General features: G+C 67.3%; 16 protein-coding genes. 11 read left to right on the top strand and 5 right to left on the bottom strand.

Translation table 11 applies throughout. The annotated features are described in order from the left end of the window. Position 1: 1 nt before the first annotated feature. Complete coding sequence (locus tag BW981_RS02310; protein ID WP_076435863.1) at positions 2-328, bottom strand: hypothetical protein; 327 nt, start codon at positions 326-328, stop codon at positions 2-4. Between the two features lie 320 nt (positions 329-648). On the opposite strand from BW981_RS02310, the gene cysS reads away from it, so the two are divergent. Beyond that, on the top strand, positions 649-2,166 hold the full coding sequence (cysS, locus tag BW981_RS02305) for a cysteine--tRNA ligase (RefSeq protein WP_076435861.1): 1,518 nt from the start codon (positions 649-651) through the stop codon (positions 2,164-2,166). 159 nt (positions 2,167-2,325) lie between these two features. After that, entirely contained in the window at positions 2,326-3,924 is a 1,599-nt protein-coding gene (cimA, locus tag BW981_RS02300; protein ID WP_076435859.1) for a citramalate synthase, read from the top strand. A gap of 37 nt (positions 3,925-3,961) precedes the next feature. Here cimA and BW981_RS02295 read toward each other — a convergent pair whose 3' ends face one another. Then, complete coding sequence (locus BW981_RS02295; protein WP_076435858.1) at positions 3,962-4,297, bottom strand: hypothetical protein; 336 nt, start codon at positions 4,295-4,297, stop codon at positions 3,962-3,964. 160 nt (positions 4,298-4,457) lie between these two features. On the opposite strand from BW981_RS02295, the gene BW981_RS02290 reads away from it, so the two are divergent. Together BW981_RS02290 and BW981_RS02285 are read left to right on the top strand one after the other, a co-directional pair. Next, positions 4,458-6,371 (top strand): ABCB family ABC transporter ATP-binding protein/permease, encoded by a 1,914-nt coding sequence (locus BW981_RS02290; protein ID WP_083712099.1) that lies wholly within the window; start codon positions 4,458-4,460, stop codon positions 6,369-6,371. 111 nt (positions 6,372-6,482) lie between these two features. Beyond that, complete coding sequence (locus BW981_RS02285; protein WP_076435854.1) at positions 6,483-6,974, top strand: hypothetical protein; 492 nt, start codon at positions 6,483-6,485, stop codon at positions 6,972-6,974. A gap of 23 nt (positions 6,975-6,997) precedes the next feature. Here the strand turns inward: BW981_RS02285 and BW981_RS02280 are convergent, their stop codons facing one another. Beyond that, on the bottom strand, positions 6,998-8,371 hold the full coding sequence (locus BW981_RS02280) for a cytochrome P450 (RefSeq protein ID WP_076435852.1): 1,374 nt from the start codon (positions 8,369-8,371) through the stop codon (positions 6,998-7,000). On the opposite strand from BW981_RS02280, the gene BW981_RS02275 reads away from it, so the two are divergent. Further along, complete coding sequence (locus tag BW981_RS02275; RefSeq protein WP_083712098.1) at positions 8,364-9,260, top strand: phosphatidylserine decarboxylase; 897 nt, start codon at positions 8,364-8,366, stop codon at positions 9,258-9,260. The genes BW981_RS02280 and BW981_RS02275 overlap by 8 nt on opposite strands. Before the next feature lie 50 nt (positions 9,261-9,310). Further along, on the top strand, positions 9,311-10,144 hold the full coding sequence (locus BW981_RS02270) for a CDP-alcohol phosphatidyltransferase family protein (RefSeq protein WP_076435849.1): 834 nt from the start codon (positions 9,311-9,313) through the stop codon (positions 10,142-10,144). A 26-nt stretch (positions 10,145-10,170) separates the two neighbouring features. On the opposite strand, the gene BW981_RS02265 is transcribed toward BW981_RS02270, so the two are convergent. Then, complete coding sequence (locus BW981_RS02265) at positions 10,171-10,551, bottom strand: hypothetical protein (protein ID WP_139333582.1); 381 nt, start codon at positions 10,549-10,551, stop codon at positions 10,171-10,173. Positions 10,552-10,862: 311 nt separating this feature from the next. Here BW981_RS02265 and BW981_RS02260 point away from each other — a divergent pair, with 311 nt between their 5' ends. The 5 genes from BW981_RS02260 (at position 10,863) to BW981_RS02240 (ending at position 13,261) form a co-directional block, all read left to right on the top strand. Continuing rightward, the gene (locus BW981_RS02260; RefSeq protein ID WP_076436734.1) at positions 10,863-11,471 is read left to right on the top strand and encodes a Maf-like protein; all 609 of its coding nucleotides are present in this window, start codon (positions 10,863-10,865) and stop codon (positions 11,469-11,471) included. A gap of 93 nt (positions 11,472-11,564) precedes the next feature. Then, positions 11,565-12,386 (top strand): SDR family NAD(P)-dependent oxidoreductase, encoded by an 822-nt coding sequence (locus BW981_RS02255; protein ID WP_076435847.1) that lies wholly within the window; start codon positions 11,565-11,567, stop codon positions 12,384-12,386. Further along, complete coding sequence (gene yacG, locus BW981_RS02250; RefSeq protein ID WP_076435845.1) at positions 12,379-12,585, top strand: DNA gyrase inhibitor YacG; 207 nt, start codon at positions 12,379-12,381, stop codon at positions 12,583-12,585. Before BW981_RS02255 ends, yacG begins: the two co-directional genes overlap by 8 nt. A 73-nt stretch (positions 12,586-12,658) precedes the next feature. Next, the gene (locus tag BW981_RS02245; RefSeq protein ID WP_076435844.1) at positions 12,659-12,922 is read left to right on the top strand and encodes a DksA/TraR family C4-type zinc finger protein; all 264 of its coding nucleotides are present in this window, start codon (positions 12,659-12,661) and stop codon (positions 12,920-12,922) included. A gap of 72 nt (positions 12,923-12,994) precedes the next feature. Then, the gene (locus BW981_RS02240; protein ID WP_076435842.1) at positions 12,995-13,261 is read left to right on the top strand and encodes a hypothetical protein; all 267 of its coding nucleotides are present in this window, start codon (positions 12,995-12,997) and stop codon (positions 13,259-13,261) included. Positions 13,262-13,376: 115 nt separating this feature from the next. On the opposite strand, the gene BW981_RS02235 is transcribed toward BW981_RS02240, so the two are convergent. After that, positions 13,377-15,077: a PTS fructose transporter subunit IIC gene (locus tag BW981_RS02235; RefSeq protein ID WP_076435841.1), complete on the bottom strand. Its 1,701-nt coding sequence runs from the start codon at positions 15,075-15,077 to the stop codon at positions 13,377-13,379.

The raw sequence follows: 15,077 nt of genomic DNA, 5'->3' as shown, positions 1-15,077 counted from the left end.
CTTACTGCCCGCAGGTGATGGTGAGCGGCTGCTGGCTGACGGCCGCGACGGGCTTGCGCACCGTTCCAGTGAAATCGGCACGGTCCGCCACCCCGAAGGCGACGGCCTTGCCGAAGCCCTGCGCCTCGCACCAGGCATTCGCGACGATCTTCCCGCATTCGGATGCTGTGCTGATGCAATCGGCGACGCCGTAGCCGTCGCTGGCCGGGATCAGGAAGGTGCGCGGCTCGTTCGAGGCCGCCGTCGTCTTCGTCGCTGGCAGGACCGAGAGGGAAATACCGGCTGCGACGACTCCGAACAGTCCGAGAAGGGCGACGGCGCGGCGCATGCGAGGGTTTCCTGTTGTCACGGGCCAGCAACCCGACATGGGGGAGCATGGTTCCAGCCCGTTAAATTTGAGTGAATTGCGGCGGCAATGTTGCGGCGCAGCAAGACGGGCGCCCTCTTGACGGACGTGTTGCGGAAAGGCAATCACTTTGCGTCATGACGCGAGCTTCCATCCACGCCCGGATTTGCTTGATTTGCCGCTAGCTTTCGCTGGCCGGCTGCTCACGTCCTCGTCCTGAAAACGAACCGACAACAGCGCCCCGGCCAGCGGCCAGGTCGTTTCTGTTTCGCCTTCTCGTTCGTTTCCAGGATTTCCGCCCGATGTCGCCGACGCTCAGGCTCTACAACACGCTGACACGGACGAAGGAGGACTTCGTCCCCATCGATCCGCAGAACGTTCGGATGTATGTCTGCGGCCCGACGGTCTACGACTATGCCCATATCGGCAATGCCCGCCCGGTCATCGTCTTCGACGTGCTCTACCGCCTGCTGCGGCATCTCTACGGCGAGAGCCACGTCACCTATGCCCGCAACCTCACCGACGTCGACGACAAGATCAATGCGCGCGCCGCGCGGGACTACCCCGGCCTGCCGCTGAACGAGGCGATCGCCAAGGTCACTGAGGGTACGACAGCGCAGTTCCACGCCGACATCGATGCGCTCGGCTGCTTGCGGCCGGATGCCGAACCGCGCGCCACCGACCATATCGAGGAGATGAAGGCGATCATCGAGCGCCTGATCGCGCGCGGCGTCGCCTATGTCGCGGAGGAGCATGTCCTCTTCCATGTGCCGGCCGTGGCGCATCTGGCCAAGGCGCCGAAATACGGCACGCTGGCCCGCCGCTCGCTCGACGAGATGCTGGCCGGAGCGAGGGTGGACGTCGCGCCCTACAAGCGTGACGCGATGGATTTCGTGCTGTGGAAGCCGAGCCGCGACGGCATCGATCCCGGCTGGCCGTCACCGGCCGGCATCGCCACGCCCGGCCGCCCCGGCTGGCATATCGAGTGCTCGGCGATGTCGATGGCCAAGCTGCTCGCCCCGTTCGGTGGCGGCCTTTCCTGCGACGATCCGGCCAAGAACGTCTTCGACATCCATGGCGGCGGCATCGATCTCGTCTTCCCGCACCACGAGAACGAGATCGCCCAGTCCTGCTGCGCCTTCGGCGCGGCGGACGGCGCCGGCCGCATGGCGAACTACTGGATGCATAACGGCTTCCTGCAGGTCGAAGGCGAGAAGATGTCGAAATCCCTCGGCAACTTCGTCACGATCAACGAGTTGCTGGCGACGGAGAAGTTTGGCGCCCAGAAGTGGCACGGTCGCGTTCTACGCTTGGCGATGCTGATGACACAGTACCGTCAACCGATTGACTGGACGGTCGACCGGTTGGTTGAGGCTAGGTCCAATCTCTTCGAATGGAATGAATTGTGCTTTGAAGTGCCTGAGACCGGCGCAGATGTCGGCGAGGTCGTTGAGCCCCTGCTCGACGATTTGAACACGCCGGCTGCCATTGCCGGGTTTCACGCGCTCGCCAAAGCAGTGCGCATTGGCACGGGTCACCAGAAGGTCGCCGCCGCCTCTCGTCTCCGAAGCGCGCTCTCACTCGTTGGCCTCTATCATGATGGAATGTCCGTAGAACTGCTGAAGCAGGATGTTAGGGACCGGGCGCTGGACGCGAAGGTGCAGTCCCTCATCGCCGCCCGCCTCGAAGCCCGCCGCGCCAAGGACTTCAAGCGTTCCGACGAAATCCGTGACGAACTCGCCGCCATGGGCATCGCGCTCAAGGACGGCAAGGACCCCGCGACCGGCGAGCCGACCACGACGTGGGAGGTGAAGCGATGAACCGCGACACACGGCCCGACACCATCCTCATCAAGCCAGAAAAAGAAACGTCATGACCCCGAAGATCCGCCCCGCCGGCTCGCTCTCCGTCGCCATCAAGCTCGTCATGCTCGCGATGGTGATGCCGCGCGTGCTGCGCTTCAAGCTGCGGCGCAAACCGTGACCGGCCAGCGCATCCATCTCTTCGACACGACGCTGCGCGACGGCGCGCAGACGACCGGCGTCGATTTCTCGCTCGACGACAAGCGCGCGGTCGCTGCCCTGCTCGACCGGCTCGGCATCGACTATGTCGAGGGCGGCTATCCCGGCGCCAACCCGCTCGACACTGCCTTCTTCGCGGAGAAGCCGACGAAACACGCCAAATTCGCCGCCTTCGGCATGACCAAGCGGGCCGGTCGCTCGGCCGCCAACGATCCCGGCATCGCCGCGCTGCTCGAGGCGAAGGCGGATGCGATCGTCTTCGTCGCCAAGAGCTGGGACTACCACGTCCATGTCGCGCTCGAGATTGCGCTCGAGGACAATCTCGCCGGCATCCGCGAGAGCGTCGAGGCCGCGAAGGCCGCCGGCCGGGAGGTCATGCTCGACTGCGAGCATTTCTTCGACGGCTACAAGGCCAATCCCGACTATGCGCTCGCCTGCGCCCGCACGGCTTATGATGCAGGCGCGCGCTGGGTCGTGCTCTGCGACACCAATGGCGGCACGCTGCCGGACGAGGTCGGCGCCATCGTGCGCGAGGTGGCGAAGGTCGTGCCCGGCGATCATCTGGGCATCCACGCCCATGACGATTGCGGCTGCGCCGTCGCCAATTCGCTGGCGGCGATCGAGGCCGGAGCGCGCCAGATCCAGGGCACGCTGAACGGCCTCGGCGAGCGCTGCGGCAATGCGAACCTCGTCACGCTGATCGGCGCCCTGAAGCTGAAGGAGCGCTATCGCGGCCGTTTCGTGCTGGGGCTGGACGACGCGCAACTCGCCGATCTGGCGCATGTCTCTCGCGCGCTCGACGAGATGCTGAACCGCGCTCCCAACCGCCACGCGCCCTTCGTCGGCGCATCGGCCTTCGCCACCAAGGCCGGCATTCATGCCTCCGCCGTGCTCAAGGACCCGCGGACTTATGAGCATGTCGCGCCGGAGGCGGTGGGCAACACCCGCAAGGTCCTGATCTCCGACCAGGGCGGCAAGTCCAATCTCGTCGCCGAGCTGGAGCGCATCGGCGTCACGCTGGGGCGGGACGATCCGCGCCTGAACCGGGTGCTGCAGGAGGTCAAGGACAAGGAGGCGCAGGGCTATGCCTTCGAGGGCGCCGACGCCTCCTTCTTCCTGCTGGTGAAGCGCATCCTCGGCGAGGTCCCGGACTACTTCGCGGTCGAGCGCTTCAAGGTGAATGTCGAGCGCCGCTACAACGCACTGGGCGAGCTCGTGACCTTTTCCGAGGCGATCGTGAAGGTGAAGGTCGGCGACGAACTGCTGATCTCGGCGGCGGAAGGCGACAGCGGCCCGGTCAATGCGCTCGATATCGCGCTGCGCAAGGATCTCGGCCGCTACCAGTCGCTGATCGGCGGCTTGCGGCTGGTGGACTACAAGGTCCGCATCTTCCAGGGCGGCACCGACGCTGTCACCCGCGTGCTGATCGAATCCGGCGACGAGAGCGGCGAGCGCTGGACCACCGTCGGCGTCAGCGCCAACATCATCGACGCGTCCTTCCAGGCGCTGGTCGACTCGATCACCTACAAGCTGGTGAAGGCCGGCGCGACGGCATAAGCGGCGTTCTCCCTTCTCCATCGAGAGAAGGGCGCGCTCATTCCGTCAGGCGAAGGACCCGTTCCTTGCAGAGGTCGATCTCGGCATCGGTATCGGCCTCGTCGTCGAACCGGCCCTGGACGGTATAGGCGCATCCCCGCGCCCTGGTGAGTTTGAGGACAACGCTCTTGCCCGGGGGCAGCGGCTTGGCGAGCTTGGCGACCAAGAGCGGCTGTTCGCCGGCGCTGGTGATTTCGAGCGCCAGCAGCGGCACGGCGCGCTGATTGGTGATCGTCACCTGCGAACCGGGTTTTTTGCCCTGCGCTGCGGCCGGCAGAGCCGAGGCTGCAGCGACGAGGCCGAGCCCCGCCGCGATCATGATGCGCGATAGCATGGTCGTTTCTCCCGATAGAGCCTGTCATGCTCGCTCGTGAGCAGACACCCGGCTTCTGGCGAGAGCAAGGCAGCCTTTCGCTGCAACCCGGCTGCCCGCAAAGCCGGATGCACCCGCACCGATTTGCGCCTATACCGGCCGCTCAACTGGAATCGTTTCAATGTCAGCGCCTTCTGCGCCGTCCCCGGCGCCGAGCTTCTCCCGCTCTGCCGTGATCCAGCCGGGAGCCGGCTTCTTCGCGACCTTCCGTGCGCTCTGGCCCTATCTGTGGCCGGCGGACCGCGGCGACCTTCGCGCGCGGGTCGTCGCGGCGTTTGCGCTGATGCTGTGCGGGCGCCTGATCCTCATGGGCGTGCCCTTCACCTTCAAATGGGTGACCGATGCACTGGCGGGCACGCGTTCGGGCGTCGAGAACTGGCTGCCCTGGCTGGTCGGCGCGCCTTTGGCGCTGACGGTGCTCTACGGTCTCGCCCGCGTCGGCTCGGCCGCTTTTGTGCAGCTCCGCGACGCCATCTTTGCGCCGGTCTTCATGCATGCGGTGCGCACGCTGGCGCTGCAGACCTTCAGCCATCTGCACCACCTCTCGCTTCGCTTCCATCTGGAGCGCAAGACCGGCGGACTCACGCGCGTGCTGGAGCGTGGCCGCAACGGCATCGAGGAGATGGTGCGCCTCGGCCTCAACCAGCTCGTGCCGGTGATCATCGAGGTCGCGCTGATCATCGCCGTGCTGCTGGCGCTGTTCGACTGGCGCTATGTCGTCGTGCTGGTGGTGATGGTCACCGCCTACATGACCTACACCATCAAGGCGACCGAGTGGCGCATCGCGATCCGTTCGGCGATGAACGAGTCGGACACCGACGCCAACGCCAAGGCGATCGACTCGCTGCTGAACTACGAGACGGTGAAGTATTTCGGCGCCGAGGCCCGCGAAACCGCGCGCTATGATGTCGCCATGGCGCGATACGAGCGCAATTCGGTGAAGTCCTACACCTCGCTCGCCTGGCTGAATTTCGGCCAGGCCGCGATCTTCGCGATCGGCCTGACGCTCTCGATGGTGATGGCGGTGCGCGGCTTCCAGTCCGGCACCAACACGGTCGGCGACCTTGTCCTCATCAACTCGATGCTGATCCAGCTTTATATCCCGCTGAATTTCATGGGCACCGTCTATCGCGAGATCAAGCAGGCGACCCTCGACATCGCCCAGATGTTCTCGCTGATCGGCCGCGACCCCGAGATCCAGGACAAGCCCGGCGCCAAGCCCTTGCAGGTGCCGGCCGGCGAGGTGGTTTTCGACGACGTTCATTTCGCCTATGTGCCGGAGCGCCAGATCCTGCGCGGCGTTTCGTTCGCGGTTCCTCCGGGCAAGACGGTCGCCATCGTCGGTCCGTCCGGCGCCGGCAAGTCGACGATCTCGCGCCTGCTCTTCCGCTTCTACGAGCCGCAGAAGGGCCGCATCCTGATCGATGGGCAGCCGATCGCGGATATCCAGCAGGTCAGCTTGCGCGCCGCCATCGGCATGGTCCCGCAGGATACGGTGCTGTTCAACGACACCATCGAATACAACATCCTCTACGGCCGCCCCGAAGCAACGCGCGAGGAGATCGAGGAGGCTGCGCGCTTGGCCCAGATCGACCGCTTCATCAAGACCTTGCCGGACGGCTACGCCACCTCGGTCGGCGAGCGGGGCCTCAAGCTCTCAGGCGGCGAAAAGCAGCGCGTCGCCATCGCCCGCACCATCCTGAAGGGCCCGCCGATCCTCGTCCTCGACGAGGCGACGTCCGCGCTCGATTCCTTCACCGAGAAGGAGATCCAGGACGCGCTCGACCGCGTCAGCGAGGGGCGCACCACGCTGGTCATCGCCCACCGGCTCTCGACGGTCGTCAATGCCGACGAGATCATCGTGCTCGACAAGGGCGTGATCGTTGAGCGCGGCGACCATCGCAGTCTGCTGGCAGCCGGCGGCGTCTATGCCGCGATGTGGAACCGCCAGCGCGAGGTGGACGAGGCGAAGGCGACCCTGCAGCGCGCGACCGCGCAGGAGGAGCCGAGCGTCAGGGTGAGCCTGACCTCCTGATCGATCGGGCGTTGGAGACAGCCTGCGCCGCAGCGTTCTTGCGACTGTAACGCCGGTCTGTTTCCTGCATGCTCAGGCTCAGGCTGCAAGGAACAGGGAGGGGCTGCTGCCATGTTCGACCCGACGACGTTCGTAGGCTTTCACACCTGGCTGAGCCTGGTCGCCATCGTGGCCGGCTTTCCCGTCGCGGCCGGCATGCTGCGGGGCCACACGCGGCCGCGCTGGACCGGCGTCTTCCTCTCGACGACCTTCGCCACCAGCGCGACCGGCTTCGGCTTTCCGTTCACAGGCGTCCTGCCCTCGCACATCGTCGGCGCGATCTCGCTCGTGCTGGTCGCGATCGCGGCGTTTGCGCTCTATGGCCGCCTGCTCGAGGGGCCGTGGCGGCGCATCTATGCGATCACGGCTCTGCTCGCCTTCTATCTGCTGTGTTTCGTCCTCGTCGCGCAGATGTTCTTGAAGATCCCGGCCCTGCATGCGCTGGCGCCGACCGGCTCCGAGCGGGCCTTTCTGATCGCTCAAGCGGTTGTGCTGGCAGCCTTCGTCGCGCTGATCTGGCAGGCGGCCAGGCGTTTCGTGCAGGCGCCGCCTCTGCCCGCCTGATCCACGGCGAGAGCAGGCACCCTTCACGCTGCCCGGCGTTCGCTCGCGGTCATCATCAGCGGCCGGCGCGGACGCAACGTGATCTTGAGCGAAGGTTCAGGTGCTTCCCTGGAGACGGGCGCGAGCTTCAGGGATGGCAGCAGCGCCGCCAGGATCGCCACCGCCTCCATCGTCGCGAAGGCGCTGCCGATGCAGATGCGCGGCCCGGCGCCGAAGGGGAGGTAGGCATAGCGATGGCGCCCCTTGCTGGCCTCGGGCAGGAACCGGGTGGGATCGAAGCGCTCGGGCTCGGTCCACAGCTTTTCATGCCGGTGCACCGCCTGGATCGGAACATAGAGGACCGTCCCCTCGCAGAGCGAGAGGCTGCCGAGGTCGAAGGGCTTCTCGACCTGCCGGGTGATCACCGGAGCAGGCGGATAAAGCCGCATCGATTCCTGGAAGACGGCCTTGGTGAAGCTGAGCTGACCGACATGCTCCGGCGCGAGCGCTGTCCCTTGCGTCACGCGCGCGATCTCGTCCAGCACCTGCTGCTCGACAGAGGGATGCTCGGCGAGCAGGTGAAGTGTCCAGGCCAGGCCGAGCGCGGTCGTCTCGTGGCCGGCTGTGATGAAGGTCAGCAGGTTGTCCACGATCTCGGAATCCTGCATGGCGCGGCCGGTTTCCGGGTCGGTTGCGTCGAGCAGCATGTCGAGAAGGTCGCCGCGGCGGCTGGCGCCGGCGCGCCGGGCCGTCACCAGTTCCCCGATGCTCTCGCGCAGATAGCCTGTCGCGGCGCGTGCGCGGACCCGGCCTGGATAGGGAACCCATTCCGGCAGGCCCAGCATGGTGTAGGCGAAGACATAGCTCGTCGGTTCGAGATAATCGGTGATCGAGCGCTCGACGCGCCCGACATCGAGGCTCGCGCTGCCCGACAGCATCGTCTCGACGATGATGGCGAAGGTCGTGCGCATCATCTCATGGCCGATGTCGAGCGGGGCAGTCATCGACTGCCAGCGCTTTTTCGTGTCCTCCGCCGCGCCGATCATGGCGGGCAGGAAGCCGATCAGCTTCTCATGCTGGAAACCGGCCGCGACCGACTGACGCTGCCAGCGCCAATGCGCGCCCTCCGCCGTCAGCAGGCCGTCTCCGAGGGCCGGACCCAGCACCTTGCGGGCGATCTCGCCCTTGCCGAGCGATGCGGCGTTCCTGACCAGCGCCTCCTGGATCAGCGGGGGATCGCAGACATAGAGGCTCTGGCGCCCGGCAACGCTGGCCAGCACCAGCTTTTCGCGGAAAATCTCGGGCGGCAGCGCCGTCAGCGGGTTGCGCAGGATGGCAGCGAACAACCCCAGCGGCGAGCGCCGCGTCTCGACGAGGTCGCCGGCTTCGAGCTGGGCCTGATTGACGGCGATGTTCATCCGCGCCTCTCCGCTGCTTTTTGCTTGCAGACCTTCAACTGGGCCTCGAAATGTGGCGATAAAAGAGGGCGCGACGGCAGCGGGCTTTCCCTTCCGCCCCGAACCGCCTAAATCACCGCGGCGTCCGCGGCCCCCCGCCGGGCAAACCCATTTCCGCCGATGCGCGGCCAGAACAACGGAACAGCCCATGTCCCTCGTCGATTCCGTCCGCAAGGTGATCGTACCCATCCACAAGGAGGGCTACGTCTTCATCGCGATCGGCCTCGTGGCGACGATCATCCTCGCCAATCTCTGGTCGCCCTTCGGCTGGATCGGCGCGATCATCACCGTCTGGATCTGCTATTTCTTCCGGGATCCGATCCGCGTCACGCCGCAGCGGGAAGGGCTGGTCATCTCGCCGGCCGACGGCAATGTCAGCCAGGTTGCGCTGGCCCTGCCGCCGCCGGAACTCGACCTCCCGGCCGAGCCGATGATGCGCATCTCGATCTTCATGAACGTGTTCGACTGCCATGTGAACCGCAGCCCGGTGCCCGGCCGGATCCTCAAGATGGCCTATACGCCCGGACTCTTCCTCAACGCCGAGCTCGACAAGGCCAGCGACGACAACGAGCGCAATGCGCTGGCGATCGAGACCACGGCCGGCGTCGTCGGCGTGGTCCAGATCGCCGGCCTGATCGCGCGCCGCATCGTGCCCTTCGTCAAGGAGGGCGACCTGCTCGGGACGGGCGATCGCTTCGGGCTGATCCGCTTCGGCTCGCGCGTCGACGTCTACCTGCCGGCCCATGTCGTGCCGCTGGTCGGACCCGGACAGACCGCGATCGCCGGCGAGACCGTGCTGGCCGACATGGCGGGCAACGAGCTCCTCGCGCGGGCCTTCCGCGCGATCTGAGCGAAGGCGCAGCCTAGCGCCCGCTCCAGAATCCGCGTATTCCGGCTCGTATGAGCGATCTTTTTCCCCCGTTCGAGCCGGAGCGCGTCGAGCCCAAGCGCGCGCGCTTCAAGTCGATTCCCTTCCGCCTCATTGCGCCGAATCTCGTCACGCTGCTGGCGCTCTGTCTCGGCCTGACTGCGATGCGGCTGATCGTCGAGGGCCGGCTGGAAACGGCGACGATCTGCATCCTCGTCGCCGCCGCGCTGGACGGTGTCGACGGTCGGCTGGCGCGCATGCTGAAGGGCACGTCGCGCTTCGGCGCCGAGCTGGATTCGTTGTCGGACTTCGTCAATTTCGGCGTCGCCACCGGCTACGTGCTGTGGATCTTCGTCCTGCACGACCTGAAATCCTTCGGCTGGATCATCGTGCTGACGCTGGCCTGCGCCATGGCGCTCAGGCTCGCGCGCTTCAACGTGATGATCGACGACCCCAACCGGCCCGACTGGCAGAAGAACTTCTTTGTCGGCATGCCGGCCCCCGCCGGTGCGATCACCGCCTTGCTGCCGATCTATCTGCAGATGATCGGCCTGCCGGTGCAGGAATACGGTGCGCCCTTCGTCGGCCTCTATATCCTGTTCATCGCCTTCCTGACGATCTCGCGCATCCCCTGCTATGCTGGCAAGACGCTCGGCACCCGCGTCCCGCGCGACATGGTGCTGCCGCTCTTCGCCGCGGCTGTCATCGTGGCGGGCCTGCTCTTCGCCTACACCTTCGAGACGCTGAGCGTCGTCGTCCTGGCCTATCTGTCGCTGATCCCGCTCAGCGTCGCGCGCTACCGCAAGCTCGAGCGCGAACACGCCGCGGCGGTGCCGGCGGCAGGAGCGCCCGAAAGCGTGGCTTAGGACTGGAACTTGGAAAGCTGGAAGCTCTACCGCCGCCGCGAAAGCCGCGCCGCATTGGCACGGGTCCGGCGCGAGAACGGCTCCAGCGAATGATTGACCACCTTCGCCGAGGCTTCGGCGAGGTCGACCTGCGCCAGCGGGTTCAAAGCGATCCCCCACCAGAAGGCTGTGGCGGCGCAGCTGGCCGCGAAGCCGCTCTCCATCACCGCCGAGACCTTTTCCACGACCGCCTTCGTCGCTTCGCGCTGGCCGGAGTGGTCGCCCATGGCGCCTTTCATCAGGATCGGCATGCGCATCGCGATCGTCATGCCCGCATCGGCCTGCAGGGCCACCATGCGCAGGGCGAGCGCCTGCGCTTCCTCACCCGCCGCGACAGGCGACGCGAGGGATTTCCGTGAACTCGGCATGCAGAAGAACTCCGGATAGGGGGGCGATAACCGGCGGGGATGGACCGTGGCCCTCCTGCGACCTCTTGGCAAGCGCCATCCGGGGGCCCGCCGGCCGATCGCCATGCGTCAGCGGCATGGAACATAGCCGGTCATGGGCGCGGCTGCGCTTTTCCGCCATGCCAGGGCCGAGCAGAACGCGCGAATTTCCCTTTCCAGCCGGATGCTCTAAAGCCTGAGGCTTCCGCCAGTTCAGCACATCCCCATCGCATCGCCGCCGAGCCCGACCTGTGAGCCTTTTTTCGCCCTCCAAGCCCGCCGGCTGGCGCCCGATGCTCGTCCTGGCCTCGGCCTCGCCGCGGCGGCTCGCCTTGCTGGAGCAGGCGGGTCTGAAGCCCGACGCGCTGCTGCCGGCCGATCTCGACGAGGCTCCGCGCAAGGCGGAGCGCCCGCGCGACCTCGCCCGCCGCCTCGCGCGCGAAAAGGCGCAGGCCGCGAAGGAGGCGGCTGGCACGCGGCCGGATCTGGAAGGAAGCTATATCGTCGCCGCCGATACGGTGGTGGCGGTTGGCCGGCGCATCCTGCCCAAGGCCGAGATCGTCGACGAGGCGGCGGCCTGCCTGCGGCTTCTCTCCGGCCGCGCCCACAAGGTCTTCACCGGCGTCGCGCTGGTGACACCCTCCGGCGCGATCCGCGAGCGCATCGTCGAGACGCGGCTGCGCTTCAAGCGCCTTTCGACCGAGGACATCGAGCTCTACCTCGCCTCGGGCGAGTGGCGCGGCAAGGCCGGCGGCTACGCCATCCAGGGCATCGCAGGTTCCTTCGTGATCAAGCTGGTCGGCTCCTATACCGGCGTCGTCGGCCTGCCGCTCTACGAGACGGTCAGCCTGCTCGGCGGCGAGGGCTTCCCCATCCGCTTCGGCTGGATGAACACGGCCTGAGGGCGCGTTCCAGGGTTGCGTCCCAGTGGCTCAGGCCCGATCCTTCGCCGGCAAGCGTGCCAGCCTGACAAGGCGCGCATCCAGGAGAGCGCAATGGGCGGACGTCTGAGGGGCAAGGTCGCGATCGTGGCCGGCGCAGGCTCGATCGGCCCCGGCTGGGGCAATGGCAAGGCGACTGCGACCATCTTCGCACGCGAGGGCGCGAGGGTCATCTGCGCCGATATCAACCGCGACGCCGCCGAGGAAACCGCCGCCATCATCCAGAACGAGGGCGGCCAGGCCTTCGCCGTGCAGGCCGACGTCACACGGGCCAGCGAGGTCGCCGATCTCGTCGGCCGGGCGCTTGGCCGCTATGGCCGCATCGATATCCTCGACAACAATGTCGGCATCGCCGAGGTCGGCGGCGTCGTCGATCTGCCGGAGGAGACCTGGGATCGTGTCTTCCGCATCAATCTCACCGGCGCCTTCCTGGCGATGAAGCACGTCATCCCGGTGATGCAGCGCCAGTTCGAGGAAACGGGCGAGGGCGGCTCGATCATCAACATCTCCTCCATCGCCTCGATCCGCTATACCGGCGTGCCCTATGCCAGCTATTCCGCCACCAAGGCGGCGCTGAACCATCTGACGCGCACCACCGCGGTCGAATACGCCGCGCACGGCGTCCGCGTGAACGCAATCCTGCCGGGCCTGATGAAGACCCCGATGGTCGAGCATTCGGCCGGCCTCGCCCAGGCCTATGGCGCTGGTGATATCGAGGCGATGTGGGCGGCGCGCGCCGCGCAGGTGCCGATGGGCCATATGGGCGAGGCATGGGACGTGGCCAATGCCGCGCTCTTCCTCGCCAGCGACGAGGCGCGCTATGTCACCGGCATCGAGCTCGTCGTCGACGGAGGCATCACGCTCAAATATGGCTGAGACTGAAGACAATCCGCCCCGCGTGCGGCCCTGCCCGATCTGCGGCAAGCCCGCGGTGGCCAAGTTCCGCCCATTCTGCTCGGCGCGCTGCGCCGATATCGACCTCGGCCGCTGGCTGAAAGGCAGCTACGTCATCCCAGGCGAGTCGCTCGAGGAGGCCGAGGATGCGCCGTCGCATGAGCGTGACAGGGAGCATTGAGGGGATCGGCCGCTTTTCGTGCGCTTGATCTGTCGCAGGAGTCCTCCCATCTGCAACCGGAGGGAGGTGCCCCATGGCGAGCGGATGGGCTCCGGACGGAGCGGTTCAGGACCAGATCGACGACTCGATCACCGATGCGGTAAGGCTGGCACGCTCGCGCCTGCCGGACGGGCCGGGCGAGATCCACTGCCGGGAATGCGGTGAGGAGATTCCCGAGGCGCGCCGGCGCGCCTTGCCGGGCGCCCGCACCTGCGTCGATTGCCAGTCGGCCCTCGACAGGCCCGCATCCTCCGCCGCCTATAATCGCCGCGGCAGCAAGGACAGCCAGCTGAAGTGACGATGCCGCGCTCCTTGTGGGAGCCTGCGATTTCGGGGTGCGCGCCGCGCCGCGACAGGCTAGATTTCGCTCATGTCTGATTTTCCCGGCATCATCCGCTCGCCTCTGTCGCAGAGCGTCACCCATGACGGCATCACCGTGCAGGTCGAGATCTACCGGATCGAAGGCACCGATGGCTGGACGCTGGAACTCGTCGATGACGAGGGCGGCTCGACCGTCTGGCAGGACAGCTTTGCGACCGACGCCGAGGCCTTCGCCGAGTTCATGGACGGCGTGCGCCAGCTCGGCCTTGCCAGGCTGATCGACCCCGACGACGACGACATCGCCACCGTTCACTGACGAAACGGCCTCTCATGGGAGGCTTGGGCGGAGGCCGATGCAGCGGCGTCCGCGTCGGGCGCCGTCTCATGATCCCGGCCGCCAGCCGCCAGCCGGAGTGGCAAGAGCCCCGGCGTTATGCCTTGGCGTCGCGCTTCAACAGGCCGAGCAGCAGGGCGCTGACGAGCGTGCCCGCGACCAGCGCGACGACATAACCCAGCAGGTGCGAGATCGCGCCGGGGATCGGCAGCACGAACACGCCACCATGCGGGACCCGTAGCTCCGCTCCGACCGCCATGCTGATCGCGCCGGCCAGGGCCGAGCCGGCCATCAGCGAGGGAATGACCCGGAAGGGATCGCGCGCGCAGAACGGGATCGCGCCCTCGGTGACGAAGGCGAGGCCGAGCACGGCGGCGGGGCCGGCCGCCTCGCGCTCGTCGGCGGTGAAACGTCTGGCGAAGAGCCTTGTCGCCAGCGCCAGAGCCAGCGGCGGGGTCATGCCGCCGACCATGGTCGCGGCCATCGGCCCGTAGATCTGGCTGGAGATCAGCGCCGTCGAGAAGGCGTAGCTCGCCTTGTTGACCGGCCCGCCCATGTCGACCGCCATCATCCCGCCGAGCAGGATGCCGAGCAGGATCGCGCTGGAGCCCTGCATGCCGCGCAGCCAGTCCGTGAGGAAGGCGAGCAGCGCGGCGACCGGCGCACCGACCACATACATCATGGCGAGTCCGGTCAGCACAGTGCCGAGCAGCGGCAGGATCAGCACGGGCTTCAGCCCCTGCAGCGTGCGCGGCAGGCGGATCCAGCGGTTCAGGGCATCGGTGCCGTAGCCGGCGATGAAGCCGGCCGCGATGCCGCCGAGAAAGCCCGCTCCCAGCATGTTGGCGAGCACGCCGCCGATCATGCCCGGCGCGATGCCGGGCCGGTCTGCGATCGAATAGGCGATGTAGCCTGCCAGCGCCGGCACCATCAGCGTGAAGGCGCCCTTGGCGCCGATAACGAACAGCGTGTGCGCGAGCGTGCCGGCCGCCTTGTCCTCGGTGACGTAGATGCCGCCCAGCGCGAAGGCCAGCGCGATCAGCAGGCCGCCAGCCACCACGAAGGGCAGCATGAAGGAGACGCCGGTCATCAGGTGCTTGTAGGGGCCGCCGCGGCCTGCACTCGCCGCGCCCTGGGCCGCAGCCTCCGCCGTGCCGGCCTGAAGCTGCGCCTCGGCGAGGGCGCGCGCGATCAGCGCCTGCCCGCCGGTGATCGCCGGCTTGGTGCCGCTGGCAAAGACGCGCTTGCCGGCGAAGCGACCGCGATCCACCTCGCGGTCGGCAGCGATCAGCACGATATCGGCGGCAGCGATCTCCTCCGGCGTCAGCGGCGTCCCGGCGCCGACCGAGCCTTGCGTCTCGACCCGCAGCTCGTAGCCCAGCGCCGCTGCCGCCTGGGTCAGCCCCTCCGCTGCCATGAAGGTGTGGGCGATGCCGGTCGGGCAGGAGGTGATCGCGACGATCTTGCGCGAAGAGGCGCCGGAGTTGCCGGGGGCGGCCTCTCGGCCGAGGCCCGCCAGCACCGCCGGCGCATCGGCCAGGACCTCGCCGATCTGCACATCGACACGCTTCAGCATGGCGAAGCGTGGATCGGCCTCGGACCCGGCACCGACTGCGAGCCAGGTGTCGCTCGGCGCGACCCCGCGCGCATCGAGAGCATCGAGCACGGTCTCGCCGCGCCTGATCTCGAGCTCCAGCCTGATCCCGCGCGCCCGCGCCGCTTCGCGCAGCGCCTCTCCCGCGAGCACGGCGGAGACGCCGTCATCGGCTGAATCGATGGTCGCCCAGATCGTGGTCAT

It is taken from the genome of Allobosea sp. TND4EK4 (assembly GCF_900156025.1).
GTDB lineage: Bacteria > Pseudomonadota > Alphaproteobacteria > Rhizobiales > Beijerinckiaceae > Allobosea.
This window is presented reverse-complemented; position numbering and strand designations above follow the sequence as displayed.

What these genes read in the sequence shown, in the direction of transcription:
- BW981_RS02310 (WP_076435863.1), bottom strand. Translation starts at nt 328, where the DNA reads ATGCGCCGCGCCGTCGCCCTTCTCGGACTGTTCGGAGTCGTCGCAGCC.
- cysS (WP_076435861.1), top strand. Translation starts at nt 649, where the DNA reads ATGTCGCCGACGCTCAGGCTCTACAACACGCTGACACGGACGAAGGAG.
- BW981_RS02295 (WP_076435858.1), bottom strand. Translation starts at nt 4,297, where the DNA reads ATGCTATCGCGCATCATGATCGCGGCGGGGCTCGGCCTCGTCGCTGCA.
- BW981_RS02290 (WP_083712099.1), top strand. Translation starts at nt 4,458, where the DNA reads ATGTCAGCGCCTTCTGCGCCGTCCCCGGCGCCGAGCTTCTCCCGCTCT.
- BW981_RS02285 (WP_076435854.1), top strand. Translation starts at nt 6,483, where the DNA reads ATGTTCGACCCGACGACGTTCGTAGGCTTTCACACCTGGCTGAGCCTG.
- BW981_RS02275 (WP_083712098.1), top strand. Translation starts at nt 8,364, where the DNA reads ATGTTCATCCGCGCCTCTCCGCTGCTTTTTGCTTGCAGACCTTCAACT.
- BW981_RS02280 (WP_076435852.1), bottom strand. Translation starts at nt 8,371, where the DNA reads ATGAACATCGCCGTCAATCAGGCCCAGCTCGAAGCCGGCGACCTCGTC.
- BW981_RS02270 (WP_076435849.1), top strand. Translation starts at nt 9,311, where the DNA reads ATGAGCGATCTTTTTCCCCCGTTCGAGCCGGAGCGCGTCGAGCCCAAG.
- BW981_RS02265 (WP_139333582.1), bottom strand. Translation starts at nt 10,551, where the DNA reads ATGCCGAGTTCACGGAAATCCCTCGCGTCGCCTGTCGCGGCGGGTGAG.
- BW981_RS02260 (WP_076436734.1), top strand. Translation starts at nt 10,863, where the DNA reads ATGCTCGTCCTGGCCTCGGCCTCGCCGCGGCGGCTCGCCTTGCTGGAG.
- BW981_RS02255 (WP_076435847.1), top strand. Translation starts at nt 11,565, where the DNA reads ATGGGCGGACGTCTGAGGGGCAAGGTCGCGATCGTGGCCGGCGCAGGC.
- yacG (WP_076435845.1), top strand. Translation starts at nt 12,379, where the DNA reads ATGGCTGAGACTGAAGACAATCCGCCCCGCGTGCGGCCCTGCCCGATC.
- BW981_RS02245 (WP_076435844.1), top strand. Translation starts at nt 12,659, where the DNA reads ATGGCGAGCGGATGGGCTCCGGACGGAGCGGTTCAGGACCAGATCGAC.
- BW981_RS02240 (WP_076435842.1), top strand. Translation starts at nt 12,995, where the DNA reads ATGTCTGATTTTCCCGGCATCATCCGCTCGCCTCTGTCGCAGAGCGTC.
- BW981_RS02235 (WP_076435841.1), bottom strand. Translation starts at nt 15,077, where the DNA reads ATGACCACGATCTGGGCGACCATCGATTCAGCCGATGACGGCGTCTCC.